The sequence below is a fragment of the Kibdelosporangium banguiense genome (assembly GCF_017876405.1).
GTDB lineage: Bacteria > Actinomycetota > Actinomycetes > Mycobacteriales > Pseudonocardiaceae > Kibdelosporangium > Kibdelosporangium banguiense.
The window spans coordinates 3,190,532-3,205,692 of sequence record NZ_JAGINW010000001.1 but is presented as its reverse complement, the minus strand read 5'-3'; the positions used below and the strand labels follow the sequence as shown (position 1 = coordinate 3,205,692).

Below are 15,161 nucleotides of genomic sequence, written 5' to 3'. Positions count from 1 at the left end.
GCGGCGTGCGGGTGCCCGCCGACGCGGGCGCGGGCCTGGGCAGGCTCGTGGTCGCGGTCCTGGAGATCCTGCGTGACCTGCTGGAAAGGCAGGCACTGCGCCGAATGTCAGCCGGGTCGCTCGCGCCGGACGAGGTGGAACGGCTGGGCCAGGCGCTCATTTCGTTGGAACGCCAGTTCGCCGAACTGCGTGCCGTGCTCGGGGGCGACGAGCCGTCCGGCTCCCGTCCGGCCATGGACCTGGCGGCCCTGCTCAACGGGAACCAACCGGACACAGACGAGAGGAGATCCGTGTGACCACTCCTATCCTCCCCGGAACCAGTGGTGGCCTGGCCGAAGCGCTCAACATCCTGCTGGACAAAGGACTTGTGCTGGACGCCTCGATCAAGATCACGGTGATCGGCATCGAGGTGCTCACCATCGAGATCAAGGTCATCATCGCCAGCGTCGACACCTACATCCGTTACCTGGAGGCGATGCAGCGCCTCGAGCTGGCCAGGCAGAACCCGCCCAACGGCCAGACACCGACGCCCGCCCCGCAGGTCCAGGGCATCGCGGGCACGTACGGACTCATGCCGGCCGCCCCGGTCGGTGTGATTCAGGCACCGCCCGCGACCGTTGAGCGCGCACCGGAAGAGAAGTGAGACTCCAGCTTCACGGCGTCGTCCGTGCGGCCCATCCGTTGGGCCGCACGGGCACGTCATCCCAAGTCGTGGTCTGGGAGGACCTGGCGGTCGTCGTCAGCCCGCTGCCGGACGGCCGTGTGCTCGATCAGCAGGATGGTGTGCGACACCTGGAGATCCTGTCCGAACTGGTGCAGGACGGGCCGGTCCTGCCCATGCGTTTCGGGACCGTCGCCGCTGAGGAAGGGCTGGTACGGACCGAGGTGCTCGCTCCGGCCGCGGCCCGGCTGCGGGCAGATCTCGACCGGCTGGAAGGCCTGGTCGAAGTCCACGTATACCTACGGTTCGACGAGAGCACCGCGTTGCGCGCGGTGTACGACGAGCATCCCGATCAGCGTGAACTGCGGGGTCACTCGAATCTGAACGAACGGATCCGGGCGGGCGAGGTCATCGCCCAGCGGCTGGTCGAATGGCGGCGTCGCCGGGCGAAAGCGTTGCTGGCACCGGTATCGGCGCTGGCGCGGGAGTCAACATCGCTGGAAGACGGGGAACACACCGACGAGCGCTGGGCTTTCCTGGTAGGCCAGTACGAAATGACGGCTGTCCGCATTGCCGTGGGTGCGATCAAAGGTGCCGTGGCCGAATGCGTCGGGCCGTTGCCCGCCTACAGTTTCCTCACCTCCAGCGGCGGCGAAAAGACCTGGGAACCGGCTTCGCAGTCCCGATGGGGGTGGTGAACCGGCTGGTGTCAGTGGACCGCCAGCTCGATGCGAGTGAACGAGTACGGCGGCCACGGCCCGGTCGCGTGCACTGTCGCGCCCAGCCGTTGCACCTCTTCGTGGAGCCTGGCCGCCGCGGCCCGGAACTCGTCCTCATTTGCTTGCGGGACAAGGTAAGTGGCGTCCAGCAGCGCACGCGGCCGGGCTCTGTTCGCAGCGCTTGTGGCGTGCCGCGCCAGTTCGATGTGCAACGACTGAACCGTGCTCGCCCGCTTCTGCCAGCTCATCTGACTTTGCCGGCCCATCCGCAGGTAGTCCGCGCCGGAGATGCCCGTCAACGGAACGTTGGATCGTTGGTCCGTGTCCTCGTGTTCGACGCGGACGCCCCACTCACGGTGGTTCGCGACCCGGTCCAGCCACTCCGACACCTGGGCATGCCCGCTGTCGAGCAGGCGCCGGGCCGCCGCGGTGTCCGTGACGATCGTGCCGAACCTCAGCGGCAGAACAGGTTCGTGGTCGAACACCGCCCGCACGACGGCATCGTGCTCCCGCGCGAGCCTCGCGAGCAGACCGTCCTCGGCCGATTCGGCGTTCACCCCGCCGAACAAGGCCAGGTCGACCTCCGCGGCCACCAGGCCGAGGCCGTTCTGGCTGATCAGGGCGGGCGACTGGCCGGCGTGCATCTCGGGGAACGTCACCCGGTCCCACTCCCGGCCGCGGGTGATGGCGTACACGCACAGTCCTCGGTCACCGGTCATGACCGCAGCCCTCATCCCACACCTGACCTGCGGAAACACCAAAACTGTCAGACCCCTGCGGTAACGTGAAAATCAAGGGGTCCCCTTCGGGGAATTGCTCATGCGGTGGGGCATGCAATGGGGTATGCGGCTGAGTACAGCCGTTGCACGGCGCGAAGAAGGGATCGCCGGTCCACCAGTCGGTGCCTGTTTCGCGAGCGGCCCGCGCGGAGGCGACGAACAGGCGCTGCCGCAGGGTCAGCAGTTCGATGTCGACCACGTCGACCGCGATGTCGCCGACGATCACCACTCCGTTGTCGAGCACCCGTTCCAGTACGTCGGCGAGCGCGCTCGTTCTACTATCCAAAGTGGACTCCTAGGGATCGGTCACGCCCCGGGTGCGGCGCCCGCCGGTCGTCCGATGATTCCACAGTCTCTCTGGGACTCATTGTGGACGTGATCGGCCTGGCGAAACCCTTGTTACGCCTGCGAAACCCGCATGATCGCCAACTGCTCCAGGTGGCGGTGCACAGATCGGGCGAGTCGACGCCGCCACACCGTCAGTTGGTTGAGCCCGGACACCTCCAGCCGCCACGAATCAGCCGTTTACCCAGCGCGAGATAACGGATGGGTAACGTTAGACGAAGAGTAGTCAATTGATCGCCCAAGGCTAACGTTGACGTTCCTACGTAATTACGTAACATGGTCTCATGGAGTACGACGAGCGGCTGGCCGCACTGGAAGAACGGGTCGCCGCGCTGGAAACAAAGCACGCCGAAGCGGGCGTGCCGGACCCGGAAGTCTTCTGGGCCCTGACAGGCCTCAAGCAACGCAACGAGTCGGGTGCGGTGCTGTTCACCGGCGCCGCACCGCTGTCCACGGGTGAGTACTACGAGTGGCAACAGGGCGAGACGTTCGAAAAGCTCATGGCACTGGACTGGTCGGAGTTCAGCGGCGCGTTCGCGGCGCTCGGTCACCCGGTGCGGATGTTGTTGCTGCGCTTGATTCTCGGAGGCGTCCGCACGACAGCCGAACTGCAGGAGCACGAGGCACTGGGCACGACCGGCCAGCTGTACCACCACCTGCGGCAACTCGTGTCCGCGGGCTGGCTGATGGTCACCGGCAGGGGGCACTACGCCGTACCGGGGACGCGGGTCGTGCCGCTGCTCGTCGTACTCACCGCTGTGTTGAGTCCGCAATGAGTCAGTCCGCAACAAAGGGGGAAAACCATGCCCAGCCGCCGAAGTGTTCTCGCTGCCACGTTGGGAGGGCTGGCGTTGACCGCGACACCCGCGCTGGCCGCCGAATCCCGCCTCAAGTCGCTTGTAGACAGTCAGCACGCCCGGCTGGCCGGTTTCCAGACCGCAGCCATCGGCGCGTTCCGAGGCCGTGACCAGTACGCGGTCAACGGCGACACGATCTTCCAGATCGGTTCGATCACCAAGACCTTCACCGGAGTCGCCCTCGCGACCGCGGTCTGCCGCGGCCGGGTATCACTCGACGACCGGCTCACGAAGCATCTGCCCGGATTCCCTGTGTCCGAGGCGATCACTTTGAAACAGCTGGCCACGCACACGTCCGGCCTGCCGCGGCTGCCGACGGGCCTGCTCACCGATCCCGCGCTCGACGTGTGGGATCCGTACGCACACATCACCGAGGCCAAGCTGATCGAGTATCTGCGGATGACCCAGTTGATCGCGGAGCCCGGCAGCAAGTACGAGTACTCCAACCTGGGTGCCGGTCTGCTCGGCATGGCCCTGAACCGTGACTACGGCACGATGGTCCGGGACTGGATCGCGCGGCCGTTGCGGCTCAAGGACACCGGGCTGACGGTGACCGATCCTCGCCGGAAAGTCCAGGGCTACTACGACAAGGACATGCCCGTGCCAGACTGGCACATGTCGGTGCTCCAAGGCATGGGCGCGCTCTACGGCACGGTCAACGACCTGCTCCGATTCACCCATGCACACATCAAGGACCCGAGTCCTGCCCTGAAACTGGCTCAGCGGCAGCATTTCACCGACGGCACCACGCGAGTGGGCCTCGGCTGGCACTTCGGCTCGCTGCCCCGCAGCGGCGAGATCATCTGGCACAACGGCGGAACCGGCGGTTTCTCCAGCTACACCGCCTTCAGCCCCAGCCGCCGGACCGGTGTCGCGGCCATCGTGAACAGGTTCAACGCGGCGGACGAAGCGCAGGCCGCGGCCGTCGAACTGCTCGAAGCCCTGTAGAACGCGAAAAACGGGGTGCCCGCTGCGGGCACCCCGTTTCCGGTCGTCGAACTGTGGTTACTTGAAGACGCGCACGGTCATCGAGGTGCCTTGCTGCGACTGCACCCGGATCTTCACGCCCGCCTTCGGGACCTTCACACCCGCCGTCGGCTGCTCGGCGAACCAGTAGGTCTTGCTGTCGTCGAACAGCGGCTGGGCGGCCTTGCCCCGGATGTAGCTGGCACGGCCGGCCGCGTGCAGGGTGAACGAGTCCGACTTCTGCAACGAGAAGGGCGCGTCGTAGCCCGCGATACGTGGACGCCACGGCTGGCCCTGCAGGTTGTAGATCGGCTCCGGGTTCGCGTCGATCGGCAGGATCAGACCCTCACCAGGGTGCTGGCTCGAGTTGTTGTCGCCCTGCGAAGTGTCCCAGTAGGACACGAGCAGGCCGTCCTGGTACGGGAAGTGCTCCACGTAGTCAGGCCGGTCCGGGAAGCCGAAGTTGTACGGACCCGTCTGCATGTGCTCGTCGTAGGACGCGTACGTGCGGTTGGTGGCGATGTAGAAGTTGTCGAACGCCGCCGTCTCGGTACCGGTCGTGGTCTTGAACCCGTTGAGGGTCCAGCCCGTCGTGGCACCTTCCGCACCGTCGTCGAGGATCGTCGCGCCGTCGGCCGTGATCTTGATGTTGTCGGCGAAGAAGCCGTCCGGCGCCACGCCACCGTCGGTGACATAGCGGAACCGGAACTTGGCCTGCTTGCCGGCCACCGAGGTCAGCGGCACGGACACGTCGGCCCAGCTAGCCTGCGTGCCGGTCAGCGCCGGGGCGCCCGCACCGTCCTTCGGGAAGGCGGCGCCGTTGACGGTGCCGTTCAGCGAAGTCCAGTTCTGGCCGCCGTCGGTCGACACCTGCACGTACAGGTAGTCGAAGTCGGCTTCGATGTCGTAGCGGGCCTTGAGAGTCAGGCTCGCGGACGTCTTGCCGGTCAGGTCAAGGTCCCGGACCGCCGAGTTGTCGACGTCGTCACCCTTGCCGCTCCAGTACATCTTGGTGCCCGCGAACGGCGCGCCGTAGTTGGTGGACACCTGCTTGTCCGGCAGCACAACGACAACACCTTGTGCCTTGTCGGTGTTGTACTCGTGCGGGCCGAGGTCGATCCTGCGATCCTGGCCTGCCACAACGACTTCGTAGTCCAGCCAGCCCAGCTGCATCTTGTCCCACGCCGACAGGTCGGCGGCACGGGTACCCAGCGCCTCACCCGGGGCCGAGACGCGGCTCTGGCCCATGATGCTCCACCAGTTCACGCCGTTCTCATTGGCCGCGGCCGGGCCCGAGGTGTCGTAGTGGTCCGGCAGGCCGAGGTCGTGGCCGTACTCGTGGGCGAACACGCTGATCCCGCCGTTCTCCGGCTGGATGGTGTAGTCGCCGATCCACAGGCCGGTGTTGCCGACCTGCGTGCCACCACGCTTGTTGCCCACGGGGCCGTCAGGCGAGCTCGGATAGGTGTACCAGCGGTGGCTCCAGATCGCGTCCTCACCCTGGATCGGGTCACCGTCGGCCTGGTCGCCGCCGGAGTGCACGATCTGGAAGTGGTCGATGTAGCCGTCGGGCTCGTTGAAGTCACCGTCGCTGTCGGCGTCGTACCGGTCCCACTGGTCGAACGACGCGAGCTCGGCCTTGACCTGCTCGAGGGTCGCGCCACCGGCGAGACGGTCGGCCACCCACTGGTTGACCGCGTCGCGGACCAGGTCCCAGGTGTTGTTACAGACGTTGCCGGCACACGGGAAGCCGTTGGAGCGGCCGTAGCGGGCCTCGTTGTACTTGACCTTGACCCAGTCGGTCACCGTGCCGTCGACCGAGTAGCGGCCCGAGGACTGCTTCTCGTAGTACGACTTCAGCGAGTCGGGCCCGGAGCCGAAGTACATCTGCTGGAAGTGGCCGCGGGAGTAGTCCGGCTGCCAGACCGTGGTGTTGTCCACGGCGCGGTTGGGCGCGGGGATCTCGTTGTGCAGCGGGCCGTCGAACTTCGTCGGGCCCGGGATCGCCGGCGCGATGTCCACGTCGGGGAAACGCGGGTCGCGGTCGTTGCCGAACTCGGCCAGCACCACGAAGATCTTGTCGGTCTTCTCCCGGCTGAGCTCGACGTACTGGTCAACGCGCTGCTCGGGAACGCCACCGCGGCGTGCGTCGGCGGGCTTGGCGCCGATCTTGGCGACCGTGCTCGCACCGCGCTTCTCGGCCTTGGTCTCGCCGGAGAGCACCTCGGCGAGCGCCTCCTGGCGCAGCGCCCGGCGCTTCTCCTCGAGCTTGTTCGGCAGATCGTGGTCGTCGGGTGCCTGTTCGGCGACCGACGGGGCCACGGTGGGTGCGGCGACCGCCGGCGCGGTCAGACTGCCGACACCCAGGCCGACCAGCGCACACAGCGCTAAGCCGGCTGTTGCTCTTCGATGCACTTGCCCTCCCGTTAGCTCCGCGGCCAGAGAGTGATCACTCTCCGGCTGCAAACAAACCGGGCTGACAGTACGAACTAACTCGAAGGAGTGAAATACGCCATACGTAGGGTTATCGCTATGTAGTGATGAACCGACCCCTCACTCAGGTGGGTGATCTCTATCAGGCCCAGAACACCGCCAGGCCGACATTCAGCACGACCAGGCCGCCGAGCGTCGGCGGCAGCCATTTCGGCGCTTTGTCCTTGGTCACGTAGAGCACCGAGAACACCCCGATCACCACCAGCACCAGCAGCTTGATGCCGAGTTTCATGTGGTTGTAGTCCTGGTCGGTCAGTGGCGCGAGCAGCATCAGAGCCAGGCCGGTGACCAGCTGCAGGCCGGCGCCGTGCAGCCAGCCCTTGTTCAGCGGCGCGTCCTGGCCCGCCTTGAGCTGCAGCATGAGCGTGCCGATCAGCATCGCCATCCCGAGCAGGTGCAGGAACACGAGCAGGTGCCGGACGAACTCCACTGATCAATCTCCTCGCGTGGTGGAAAAACAACCAGAACGGCATTATTCGCCCATCACTTACCGCGACACCTCCGGGGCGGTTTGCGTAGCCCCGGCGACCGACATCACGATCGAGTGACTAGCCTGCATGTGTGCCCGAACGAGATCGGCAACTGGCCCGCGTACTGAACCTCAGTCTCAGCATCGCCGCCGCCGTCACGTTCGCCGTGGTCCCCGCGGCGAACGCGGCCCCCGACTCGCGGCTGATGCAGCAGCCCACCTCGCCTTCCAACCCGCGAGGAAGCACGTCGTCCTCCGGCTCCAGCAAGCCGTCGTCGTCCGGTACGACGACGAAGTCCTCCGAAGCGCCCGCGCCGAGCGTCTGCAGGGAGAAAGCCGTCCCGCCGCCGGCCAACGACGGCAACGGCGACCAGATGCCGCCACTGGAGATTCCGGACGTGGCGATCGGCGGCCCGCTGATGGGCGACTGCGGCGTGGTGCTGCCCCGCAACGCCACCCCGCCGCCGGACCGGCTGACCTCCGAGTCCTGGCTGATCGCCGACCAGACCACCGGTGACGTGCTCGCGGCGTACGCACCGCATGCCCGCCAGCGGCCGGCCGGAACCATCAAGGTCCTGCTGGCCATCCTCGCGCTGCGGGAGCTCCCGGCCGACAAGATCATCGTGGGCACCAAGGAGGACACCCGCCAGCAGGGCACCAAGGTCGGCATCGTCGCGGACGGCAAGTACCTCGCGGGTGACCTGATCCGTGCCCTGATCGCCACCCCGGCGGCCGACGCCACCAGCGCGTTGTCCCGTGAACTCGGCGGCATGGACACCACCGTCGAGAAGTTGAACGGCCTGGCCAAGGAGCTCAAGGCACTCGACACCCGCGTGGTGAACCCGAACGGCAACGACGTGCCTGGCCAGAGCACGTCCGCGTTCGACACCGCCCTGATCTACCGCGAGGCCATGCGCGTCCCCGCGTTCGCCGAGGCCACCGGCTCCAAGACCGCCGAGATCAAGCCTCAGGGCAGCCGCAACACCCGGATCTCCCGCACCAACGACAACAAGCTGCTGAGCGACTACAAGGGCGCCACCGGCGGCAAGGCCGGCTCCACCAACGCCGCGAAGAACACGTTCGTCGGCAGCGCCGAGAAGGACGACAGGCACCTGATCGTCTCGATCATGCGGTCGGACAAGGCACCGTTCGAGCAGGCGGGTTCGTTGCTGGACTACGGCTTCACCCTGGCCGGCGCACGCGTCCAGCCGGTCGGCCAGCTCGGCAGCACGACCAGCCAGGCCCCGCAGACCAGCCGCGACACCAACGTCCAGGGCACGTCGGGCCAGAGCAGCACCCAGGCCGGCGGCCCCAACGCGTTGCAGCGCTCCGCCTTCGGCACGTTCGGCCTGCCGGTGACGATCCTGGCCGGCGTGGTGGTCCTGATCGGTGTGCTGATGACCATGCGCCGCAAAATGCAGCGCGCCAAACGGCTGCGCGCACAACAAGCCCAGTGACGGCGACTGCGTGCGCATACCCGGTGACTTGACCGCGTGTTTACGGCCTAATCTGGGTTTGTGGTCCTGACGTCGCGGCGACTGTTCGCCACCCTGTTTGCTGTGCTGTGCCTGATCGGTTCCGCGGGTTTCACCGCGGTCGCGCAGCCAGGCACGCCCTGCCCGAACAAGACGACGCCGCCCCCGCCGGTGGACACATCCGAGAAACCCAAGCCCGGTGAGCAGTCGCCAGGCCCGGTCCCGGTACCCGACAAACCGGTCGGCGGCGCTCGAATGGGTGAATGTGGCGTCATCGCACCGCAAAGCGCGACCGCACCGCCCGCCGACGTCACGTCCGCGTCATGGCTGCTGGCAGACCTCGACAGCGGCAACGTGATCGGCGCGAAGGACCCGCACGCCCGGCACCGGCCGGCCTCGTTGATCAAGGTCCTGCTCGCCATCGTGGTGATGAAGGACCTGAAAATGGACACGGTCGTCACCGGCACGTCGGAGGACGCCAACCAGGACGGCACCAGGGTCGGGATGGGCGCGGGCGGCCAGTACACCGTCCAGCAGCTGTTCCAGGCGTTGCTGATGCATTCGGGCAACGACGCCGCCCACGCGTTGGCCGTGCAGCTGGGTTCAGTCGACAAGGCCGTGCAGAAGATGAACGACACTGCCCACGCGCTCGGCGCCATGGACACCCACACCGCGACCCCGTCCGGGCTCGACGGGCCAGGCATGATGACCTCGGCCTACGACATGGCGCTGTTCTACCGGGAAGCCATGAAGCATCCCGAGTTCGCGACGGCCATCACCACCAAGCAGATCGACTGGCCGGGCTACGGCAACAAACCGGGTTTCAAAGTCAACAACGACAACCGCCTGCTCGGTAAGTACGACGGATTCCTCGGTGGCAAAACAGGTTTCACCGACGACGCGCGGCACACATACCTCGGCGGCGCCGAACAGAACGGGCGCAGGCTCGTGGTGGTGCTGATGCGCGGCGAGCAGGCGCCGGTCAAGATGGCCGACCAGGGCGGGAAGCTGCTCACCTGGGGTTTCGGCCTGCCCAAGGTCCAGCCGGTCGGCACCTTGAACACGCCCAAGCCGGCCGCGGCGACCGACGACAACCCGGATCCGGCGGCGAGCGTGTCCACCGGCGGCACGTCGACCGCGGCGCCGGTGAAGCCGATCTCGAACCAGGGCGGCATCCTGCCGACCGCGGCTATGTCGATCGCCGCGGTGACAATCCTCGGTTTCCTGATTTGGCGTATTCGATTGCGGTACGCACGGCGGACTGCTTCTGTTCCTCCGGAGACTGATCCGGAGAAGACGATGCGGATCGACCCGATCCGGGATTAGCCGTCGCGGTCCAGGCCGTGACGAACAGCAGGAACCTGGCAACCAGATTGGCGAACACCAGCAGGCCGATGACCGGCCCGAAAATGACGCCGGTCGGTGAACTGGTGACGCTGCTGAGGTAGATCGCGCCCAGTTGTTTGAGCAGTTCGAACCCGATCGCCGCGGCCATCGCGCCCTTCATGGCACTGCGGACGATCACCTTCTCGCGCGGCAGCCTGGTCAGCACCCACAGGAACACCAGCCAGTTCGCGATGACCGACAGCAAAAGCGTGGCCAGGAACAGCAGGAACCGCGCCCAGCCTGCACCTTCCAGCCCAACCAGCCGCAACAGCAGGTTCCCCAGCCCGGTACCCGCCGCAGTCAGACCAAAGGACACAACAAGCGCGAGCCCCAGGCTGATCAACGCCAGCAGGTCCTTGAACGTGGTCGAGATCAGCGGCAGTTGCCTGCGTTCATGGCCCCACTGGGCGGTGAGCGCGTCCCGCAGGTTCGTCGTCCAGCCGATGCCGGAGTACAGCGCGGCCAGCAGGCCGATCACCCCGACTGTGCCCTTGGAATCCAGCGCGGTGGTCACCACGTCGTTGATCGTCCCGCCCAGCGGCCCCGGAACAGCCTTGCTGATGCCCTGTTTGAGCTCATCGAGCAGCTCAGGCTGGGCGGACAGGATGAACCCGGCCACCGCGAACGCGATCATCAGCAACGGGAACAACGACAGCACACTGAAATAAGTGATCGCCGCGGCGAACTGACTGCCGTACCGCTCACCGAAGGCATCGTCGGCCCGGATCAAATGATCAAGCCACGGCCATTTCGCGCGGTATTCAGCCAGTTTGCCCATCCGATAACGCTAACCAGCGCCTTTGGCACCCGCACGGCGAAACTCCGCTCAGGCCAGAAACCCCACCCGATCGTAGACCTGCTTGAGCGTGTCGGCGGCGACCTCACGAGCCCGCTCAGCACCCCGGGCCAGCACCTTGTCCAGCTCGGCCGTATCGTCCAAATAGGACTTGACCTTGGCCTGGACGGGCGTGATGAACTCGACGAGGACCTCGCCAAGCTCCTTCTTCAGATCGCCGTACCCCTTGCCCTCATACGCAGCCTCAAGCTCGGCAACAGTCTTGCCGGTGAGAGCGGAGTAGATGGTGAGCAGATTGCTGACGCCAGGCTTGTTCTCGGTGTCGTAGACGATCTCGCGGCCGGTGTCGGTGACAGCGGAACGGATCTTCTTCGCGGCCTTCTTCGGCTCCTCCAGCAGCTCGACCACGCCGGCGGGAACCGACTTGCTCATCTTGGCCGTCGGGTCCTGCAGGTCATAGATCTTGGCCGTGTCCTTGACGATATAAGCCTCAGGAAGCGTGAAAGTCTGCCCGAACCGCCCATTGAACCGTTGCGCAAGATCCCGCGTAAGCTCAAGATGCTGCCGCTGATCCTCCCCAACAGGAACAAAATTGGCCTGATAGAGCAAAATGTCAGCGGCCTGCAAAATCGGGTAGGTGAAAAGTCCGACGCTGACCCGATCCAAAGCCTGCCGCGCGGACTTGTCCTTGAACTGAGTCATCCGGCTGGCCTCACCAAACCCGGCCATACACTCCATGACCCAGGAAAGCTGAGGATGTTCCGGAACCTGACTCTGAACAAAAAGAGTGGACCGCTCAGGATCAATCCCCAACGCCAGAAGCTGAGCCGCCGAAACCCGCGTCCGCGCCCGCAACAACTCCGGATCATGCTCGACAGTGATCGCATGAAGATCAACAATGCAGTAGAACGTATCGTGCGTCTCCTGCATCGCCACCCACTGCCGCAACGCACCCAGATAGTTCCCCAGGTGAAAAGAGTCAGCAGTCGGCTGGATACCCGAAAGCACCCTCGGACGATCATTCACAGTCGGCACAACGGAATCCTACCGACCCAGGATCACCCGTCAGGGAGTGCGGGCCGGAGTACGAGGCTCGGTGACGGGCTGCGCCACCGGAGCGGCCGGCTCAACCACGGGAATCACGGCTGTATCGGCTGCCTTCGCCTTGGCGAGTTTGCGGCTGAAACGCCACAATCCGAGCAGCATGCCCGACAGGCCGATCGCGGCGACGGCGATGCCGACTGGGCCGGCGACGTTGAACGGGAGCCGCGTCGTGCTGTCCTGGGCGAAGGCCAGTTGGCCGGTACCGAGCATGAGCAGGGTTACGAGCCCTGCGGTCACCAGCGAACGGGTCCTGCCACCAGCCACCCGATTACGCACTGGTTCTCCTCCTGCGACACAACCGACCTGATGTCCCCCGATTGAGGGATCAGGATTCTGACCGAGCCGAGAAAAAACTACCGAGTGTGTCAAGCGTTCGGTGGTTGAGCGGCACTCGGGCTTGCGGGGAGCGAGGCTATCGCTCGTTCGGGGTGCCCGGAACCCCGGGGTGTGGATCAAGACCCGCCGTGCCCGCGGGCACGGCGGGGACCTGCGTCAACGCGCCGCAGCGGTTACCGCGCCGTACGTAGTCGTGCGCTGCCGTGCGGGGCGACCGGCCGATGCGGCCAGTTCTTCCAGCTGACTCACCGTGCGTGCCGAGCCGTGTTCGGAGCCGGCCATCCGGCTGATGGTCTCCTCCATCAGCGTGCCGCCGACGTCGTTCGCGCCGCCGCGCAGGATCTCGACGGTGCCTTCCTCGCCGAGCTTGACCCACGAGCACTGGATGTTGGGGATACGGCCGTGCAGGCCGAGCCGTGCCATCGCGTGCACTGCCCGGTTGTCCCGCCGCGACGGTCCGGAACGGGCCACGCCCGCGAGGTAGATCGGCGCGTTGCGGTGGATGAACGGCAACGCCACGAACTCCGTGAACCCGCCGGTCTCGTCCTGAATACGCGCCAGCGTGCGCAGGTGTCCAAGCCAGTGCCCTGGGTGGTCGACGTGGCCGTACATCATCGTCGACGACGACCGGATGCCCAGCGAGTGCGCGGTGGACACGACCTCGATCCACGTGGAGGCGGGCAACTTGCCCTTGGTGAGCACCCAGCGCACGTCGTCGTCGAGGATCTCGGCGGCCGTGCCGGGAATGGTGTCCAGACCGGCCTCCTTCAGGTCCGTCAGCCATTCCCGCACGCTCACGCCCGCCTTGGACGCCGCGCTGACGATCTCCATCGGGCTGAAAGCGTGGACGTGCATGCCCGGCACGCGCGTCTTGATCGCGCGTACGAGGTCCGCGTAGTACGTGACCGGCAACTTGGGGTCGATGCCGCCCTGCATGCAGACCTCAGTCGCGCCGTCGTTCCACGCCTCCTCAGCCCGGTCCGCGGCTTCTTCCACCGACAGCCGGTACGCGTCCGCGTCGCGCTCGCGCTGGGCGAAGGCACAGAACCGGCAGCCCACGTAACAGACGTTCGAGAAGTTGATGTTCCGGTTGACGACGTAGGTGATGTCGTCGCCGACCGCCTCCCGACGGGCCGCGTCGGCCAATTCGACCAGCTTGTCCAGCGCCGGGCCATCGGCTGTCATCAACGCCAGCGCGACGTCCGCGTTGGCCGAGTCCAGCAAGGCGCCGGGATTCGACTCGGCCAGTGCGAGACCGGCCTTCACGTCCGAGGCGAGCCGCTCAGGCGCTTTCGGCAGCTGCTTGCGCAGTTCCTCCCAGTCGCCGTAGACCGAGTCGAAGTCGCCGCGACGGTCGCCTGTCCGGCCGACGGTGTCGATGGTGGCGTGCAGGTCCGCACGGCCCATCGTGTCCTCGACGACGTCCGGCTCCTGCCACGCCAGGCCGACCGGCTTGACGTCCTTGGCGAGGCCGTCAGGCTTCGAGACCGCCGCGATGTGCTCGGTGATGCGGATGTCGGTCCACTGGCCGGGCGCTCCCTTGAGGAACCGCGGATAGACCGGCAACCGCTCGTGCAACTCGAACCCGGCCTGCGAAGTCTGCTCCCTGAGCGAGTCCAGGGCCGGCCACGGACGCTCCGGATTCACGTGGTCCGGCGTGACCGGCGAAACGCCGCCCCAGTCGTCGATACCGGCCTTCAGCAACAGCTGGAACTCGTCACCGACGAGGTTCGGCGGAGCCTGGACGCTCACGCCCGGCGGCATCAGCAGCCGGCCGACGGCCACGGTCGCGGCCAGCTCGTGCAGGTCCACGTCGGGCATACCGCGCATCGCCGTGTCCGGTTTGGCGCGGAAGTTCTGGACGATGATCTCCTGGATGTGCCCGTACTGCCGGGCGATGCCACGGATCGCGAGCAGGGAGTCGGCGCGCTCGGTGAGCGTCTCGCCGATGCCGACCAGGATGCCGGTGGTGAACGGCACGGCGACCCGGCCCGCATCTGTGAGGACGCGTAGCCGGACCGCCGGCTCTTTGTCCGGGCTGCCATAGTGCGGGCCCCCGGGCTCACTCCACAGCCTGTGGGCCGTGGTTTCCAACATCATGCCCATACTGGCCGCGACGGGTCGCAACCGGGACAGCTCTTCCCAGGACAGCACTCCGGGGTTGAGATGCGGCAGCAGACCGGTCTCCTCGAGCACCGCGATGGCCGATGCCCGCACATAGTCCAAAGTGGAGTCAAAACCGCGCTCTTCCAGCCATTTCTTCGCCGCGGGCCAGCGTTCCTCGGGCCGGTCGCCGAGCGTGAAAAGCGCTTCTTTGCACCCGGCGGCGGCGCCCTGACGAGCGATTTCGAGAACTTCGTCACGCTCGAGATAGGCGGCCGGCAGCCGGTGCGGAACGGTCGCGAACGTGCAGTAGTGACAACGATCACGACAAAGTCGGGTGAGTGGAATGAAGACGCTGCCGCTGTAGGTGACGATCCCCTCGCGACCCTCGGCTCGCAGGTGCGCGTCCCGGACCCGGGCCGCCGCGGCCATCAGCTCGTCCAACTGCTCGCCCCTGGCGTGCAGCAGCACCGTGGCCTCGGTGAGGTCCAACGTGGAGCCGTCGATCGCCCTGCGCAACGCCCGCCGCATCGCCGCGTCACTGGGACGCGGCTCCGGCGGGGTCATCATCAATTCGATAGCCACCGAACTAGCCTAGGCGACTTGACCTACAATCTGACTATGCGAAATCTCGCCGTGCGGATGATGGGCCCCTTGCCGGGGTCCCTTGCC

14 protein-coding genes and 1 pseudogene are annotated in these 15,161 nt (G+C 66.4%); 7 read left to right on the top strand and 8 right to left on the bottom strand.

Annotated elements, in window-relative coordinates:
• The first annotated feature begins 5 nt into the window (after positions 1-5).
• The 3 genes from JOF56_RS15360 to JOF56_RS15350 are packed head-to-tail and all read left to right on the top strand — an operon-like array spanning position 6 to position 1,359.
• Positions 6-296 carry a gas vesicle protein K gene (locus JOF56_RS15360; RefSeq protein ID WP_209638352.1) on the top strand — a complete coding sequence of 97 codons (291 nt, stop codon included), beginning with the start codon at positions 6-8 and terminating at the stop codon, positions 294-296.
• On the top strand, positions 293-643 hold the full coding sequence (gene gvpJ / locus JOF56_RS15355) for a gas vesicle protein GvpJ (protein ID WP_209638350.1): 351 nt from the start codon (positions 293-295) through the stop codon (positions 641-643). Before JOF56_RS15360 ends, gvpJ begins: the two co-directional genes overlap by 4 nt.
• Positions 640-1,359 carry a GvpL/GvpF family gas vesicle protein gene (locus tag JOF56_RS15350; protein ID WP_209638347.1) on the top strand — a complete coding sequence of 240 codons (720 nt, stop codon included), beginning with the start codon at positions 640-642 and terminating at the stop codon, positions 1,357-1,359. The genes gvpJ and JOF56_RS15350 overlap by 4 nt, the downstream gene beginning before the upstream one ends.
• An 11-nt stretch (positions 1,360-1,370) precedes the next feature.
• Here the strand turns inward: JOF56_RS15350 and JOF56_RS15345 are convergent, their stop codons facing one another.
• Both JOF56_RS15345 and JOF56_RS15340 read right to left on the bottom strand, forming a co-directional pair.
• Positions 1,371-2,114: a GvpL/GvpF family gas vesicle protein gene (locus JOF56_RS15345; protein WP_209638345.1), complete on the bottom strand. Its 744-nt coding sequence runs from the start codon at positions 2,112-2,114 to the stop codon at positions 1,371-1,373.
• Positions 2,089-2,445, bottom strand: coding sequence for a gas vesicle protein (locus tag JOF56_RS15340; protein ID WP_209638343.1), 357 nt, complete (start codon positions 2,443-2,445; stop codon positions 2,089-2,091). The genes JOF56_RS15345 and JOF56_RS15340 overlap by 26 nt, the downstream gene beginning before the upstream one ends.
• Positions 2,446-2,788: 343 nt before the next feature.
• Here JOF56_RS15340 and JOF56_RS15335 point away from each other — a divergent pair, with 343 nt between their 5' ends.
• Positions 2,789-3,280, top strand: a complete 492-nt coding sequence (locus JOF56_RS15335; RefSeq protein WP_209638341.1) for an ArsR/SmtB family transcription factor — start codon at positions 2,789-2,791, stop codon at positions 3,278-3,280.
• Between the two features lie 27 nt (positions 3,281-3,307).
• Complete coding sequence (locus tag JOF56_RS15330; protein ID WP_209638339.1) at positions 3,308-4,309, top strand: serine hydrolase domain-containing protein; 1,002 nt, start codon at positions 3,308-3,310, stop codon at positions 4,307-4,309.
• Positions 4,310-4,366: 57 nt separating this feature from the next.
• On the opposite strand, the gene JOF56_RS15325 is transcribed toward JOF56_RS15330, so the two are convergent.
• A complete protein-coding gene (locus JOF56_RS15325) occupies positions 4,367-6,742 on the bottom strand; it encodes an immune inhibitor A domain-containing protein (protein WP_307855113.1) in 2,376 nt (791 codons plus the stop codon).
• Between the two features lie 160 nt (positions 6,743-6,902).
• Complete coding sequence (locus JOF56_RS15320) at positions 6,903-7,250, bottom strand: hypothetical protein (protein WP_209638337.1); 348 nt, start codon at positions 7,248-7,250, stop codon at positions 6,903-6,905.
• Between the two features lie 131 nt (positions 7,251-7,381).
• On the opposite strand from JOF56_RS15320, the gene JOF56_RS15315 reads away from it, so the two are divergent.
• Both JOF56_RS15315 and JOF56_RS15310 read left to right on the top strand, forming a co-directional pair.
• On the top strand, positions 7,382-8,746 hold the full coding sequence (locus tag JOF56_RS15315; RefSeq protein WP_209638335.1) for a D-alanyl-D-alanine carboxypeptidase family protein: 1,365 nt from the start codon (positions 7,382-7,384) through the stop codon (positions 8,744-8,746).
• 273 nt (positions 8,747-9,019) lie between these two features.
• Positions 9,020-9,718: pseudogene (locus JOF56_RS15310) on the top strand (D-alanyl-D-alanine carboxypeptidase family protein); the annotation flags it as partial.
• A 235-nt stretch (positions 9,719-9,953) separates the two neighbouring features.
• Here the strand turns inward: JOF56_RS15310 and yhjD are convergent.
• From yhjD to JOF56_RS15290, 4 genes are all read right to left on the bottom strand, one after another.
• Positions 9,954-10,928, bottom strand: a complete 975-nt coding sequence (yhjD, locus tag JOF56_RS15305) for an inner membrane protein YhjD (protein WP_209638333.1) — start codon at positions 10,926-10,928, stop codon at positions 9,954-9,956.
• A 48-nt stretch (positions 10,929-10,976) separates the two neighbouring features.
• Positions 10,977-11,954, bottom strand: coding sequence for a tryptophan--tRNA ligase (gene trpS / locus JOF56_RS15300; protein ID WP_209638331.1), 978 nt, complete (start codon positions 11,952-11,954; stop codon positions 10,977-10,979).
• Positions 11,955-12,011: 57 nt separating this feature from the next.
• Entirely contained in the window at positions 12,012-12,326 is a 315-nt protein-coding gene (locus JOF56_RS15295) for a hypothetical protein (RefSeq protein WP_209638329.1), read from the bottom strand.
• Between the two features lie 216 nt (positions 12,327-12,542).
• The gene (locus tag JOF56_RS15290) at positions 12,543-15,059 is read right to left on the bottom strand and encodes a bifunctional FO biosynthesis protein CofGH (RefSeq protein WP_209648272.1); all 2,517 of its coding nucleotides are present in this window, start codon (positions 15,057-15,059) and stop codon (positions 12,543-12,545) included.
• Between the last annotated feature and the right edge of the window lie 102 nt (positions 15,060-15,161).

Bases quoted from the DNA above. Each gene is read 5' to 3' on its own strand.
- JOF56_RS15335 (WP_209638341.1), top strand. From the start codon at position 2,789: ATGGAGTACGACGAGCGGCTGGCCGCACTGGAAGAACGGGTCGCCGCG.
- yhjD (WP_209638333.1), bottom strand. From the start codon at position 10,928: ATGGGCAAACTGGCTGAATACCGCGCGAAATGGCCGTGGCTTGATCAT.
- JOF56_RS15330 (WP_209638339.1), top strand. From the start codon at position 3,308: ATGCCCAGCCGCCGAAGTGTTCTCGCTGCCACGTTGGGAGGGCTGGCG.
- JOF56_RS15290 (WP_209648272.1), bottom strand. From the start codon at position 15,059: ATGATGACCCCGCCGGAGCCGCGTCCCAGTGACGCGGCGATGCGGCGG.
- JOF56_RS15345 (WP_209638345.1), bottom strand. From the start codon at position 2,114: ATGAGGGCTGCGGTCATGACCGGTGACCGAGGACTGTGCGTGTACGCC.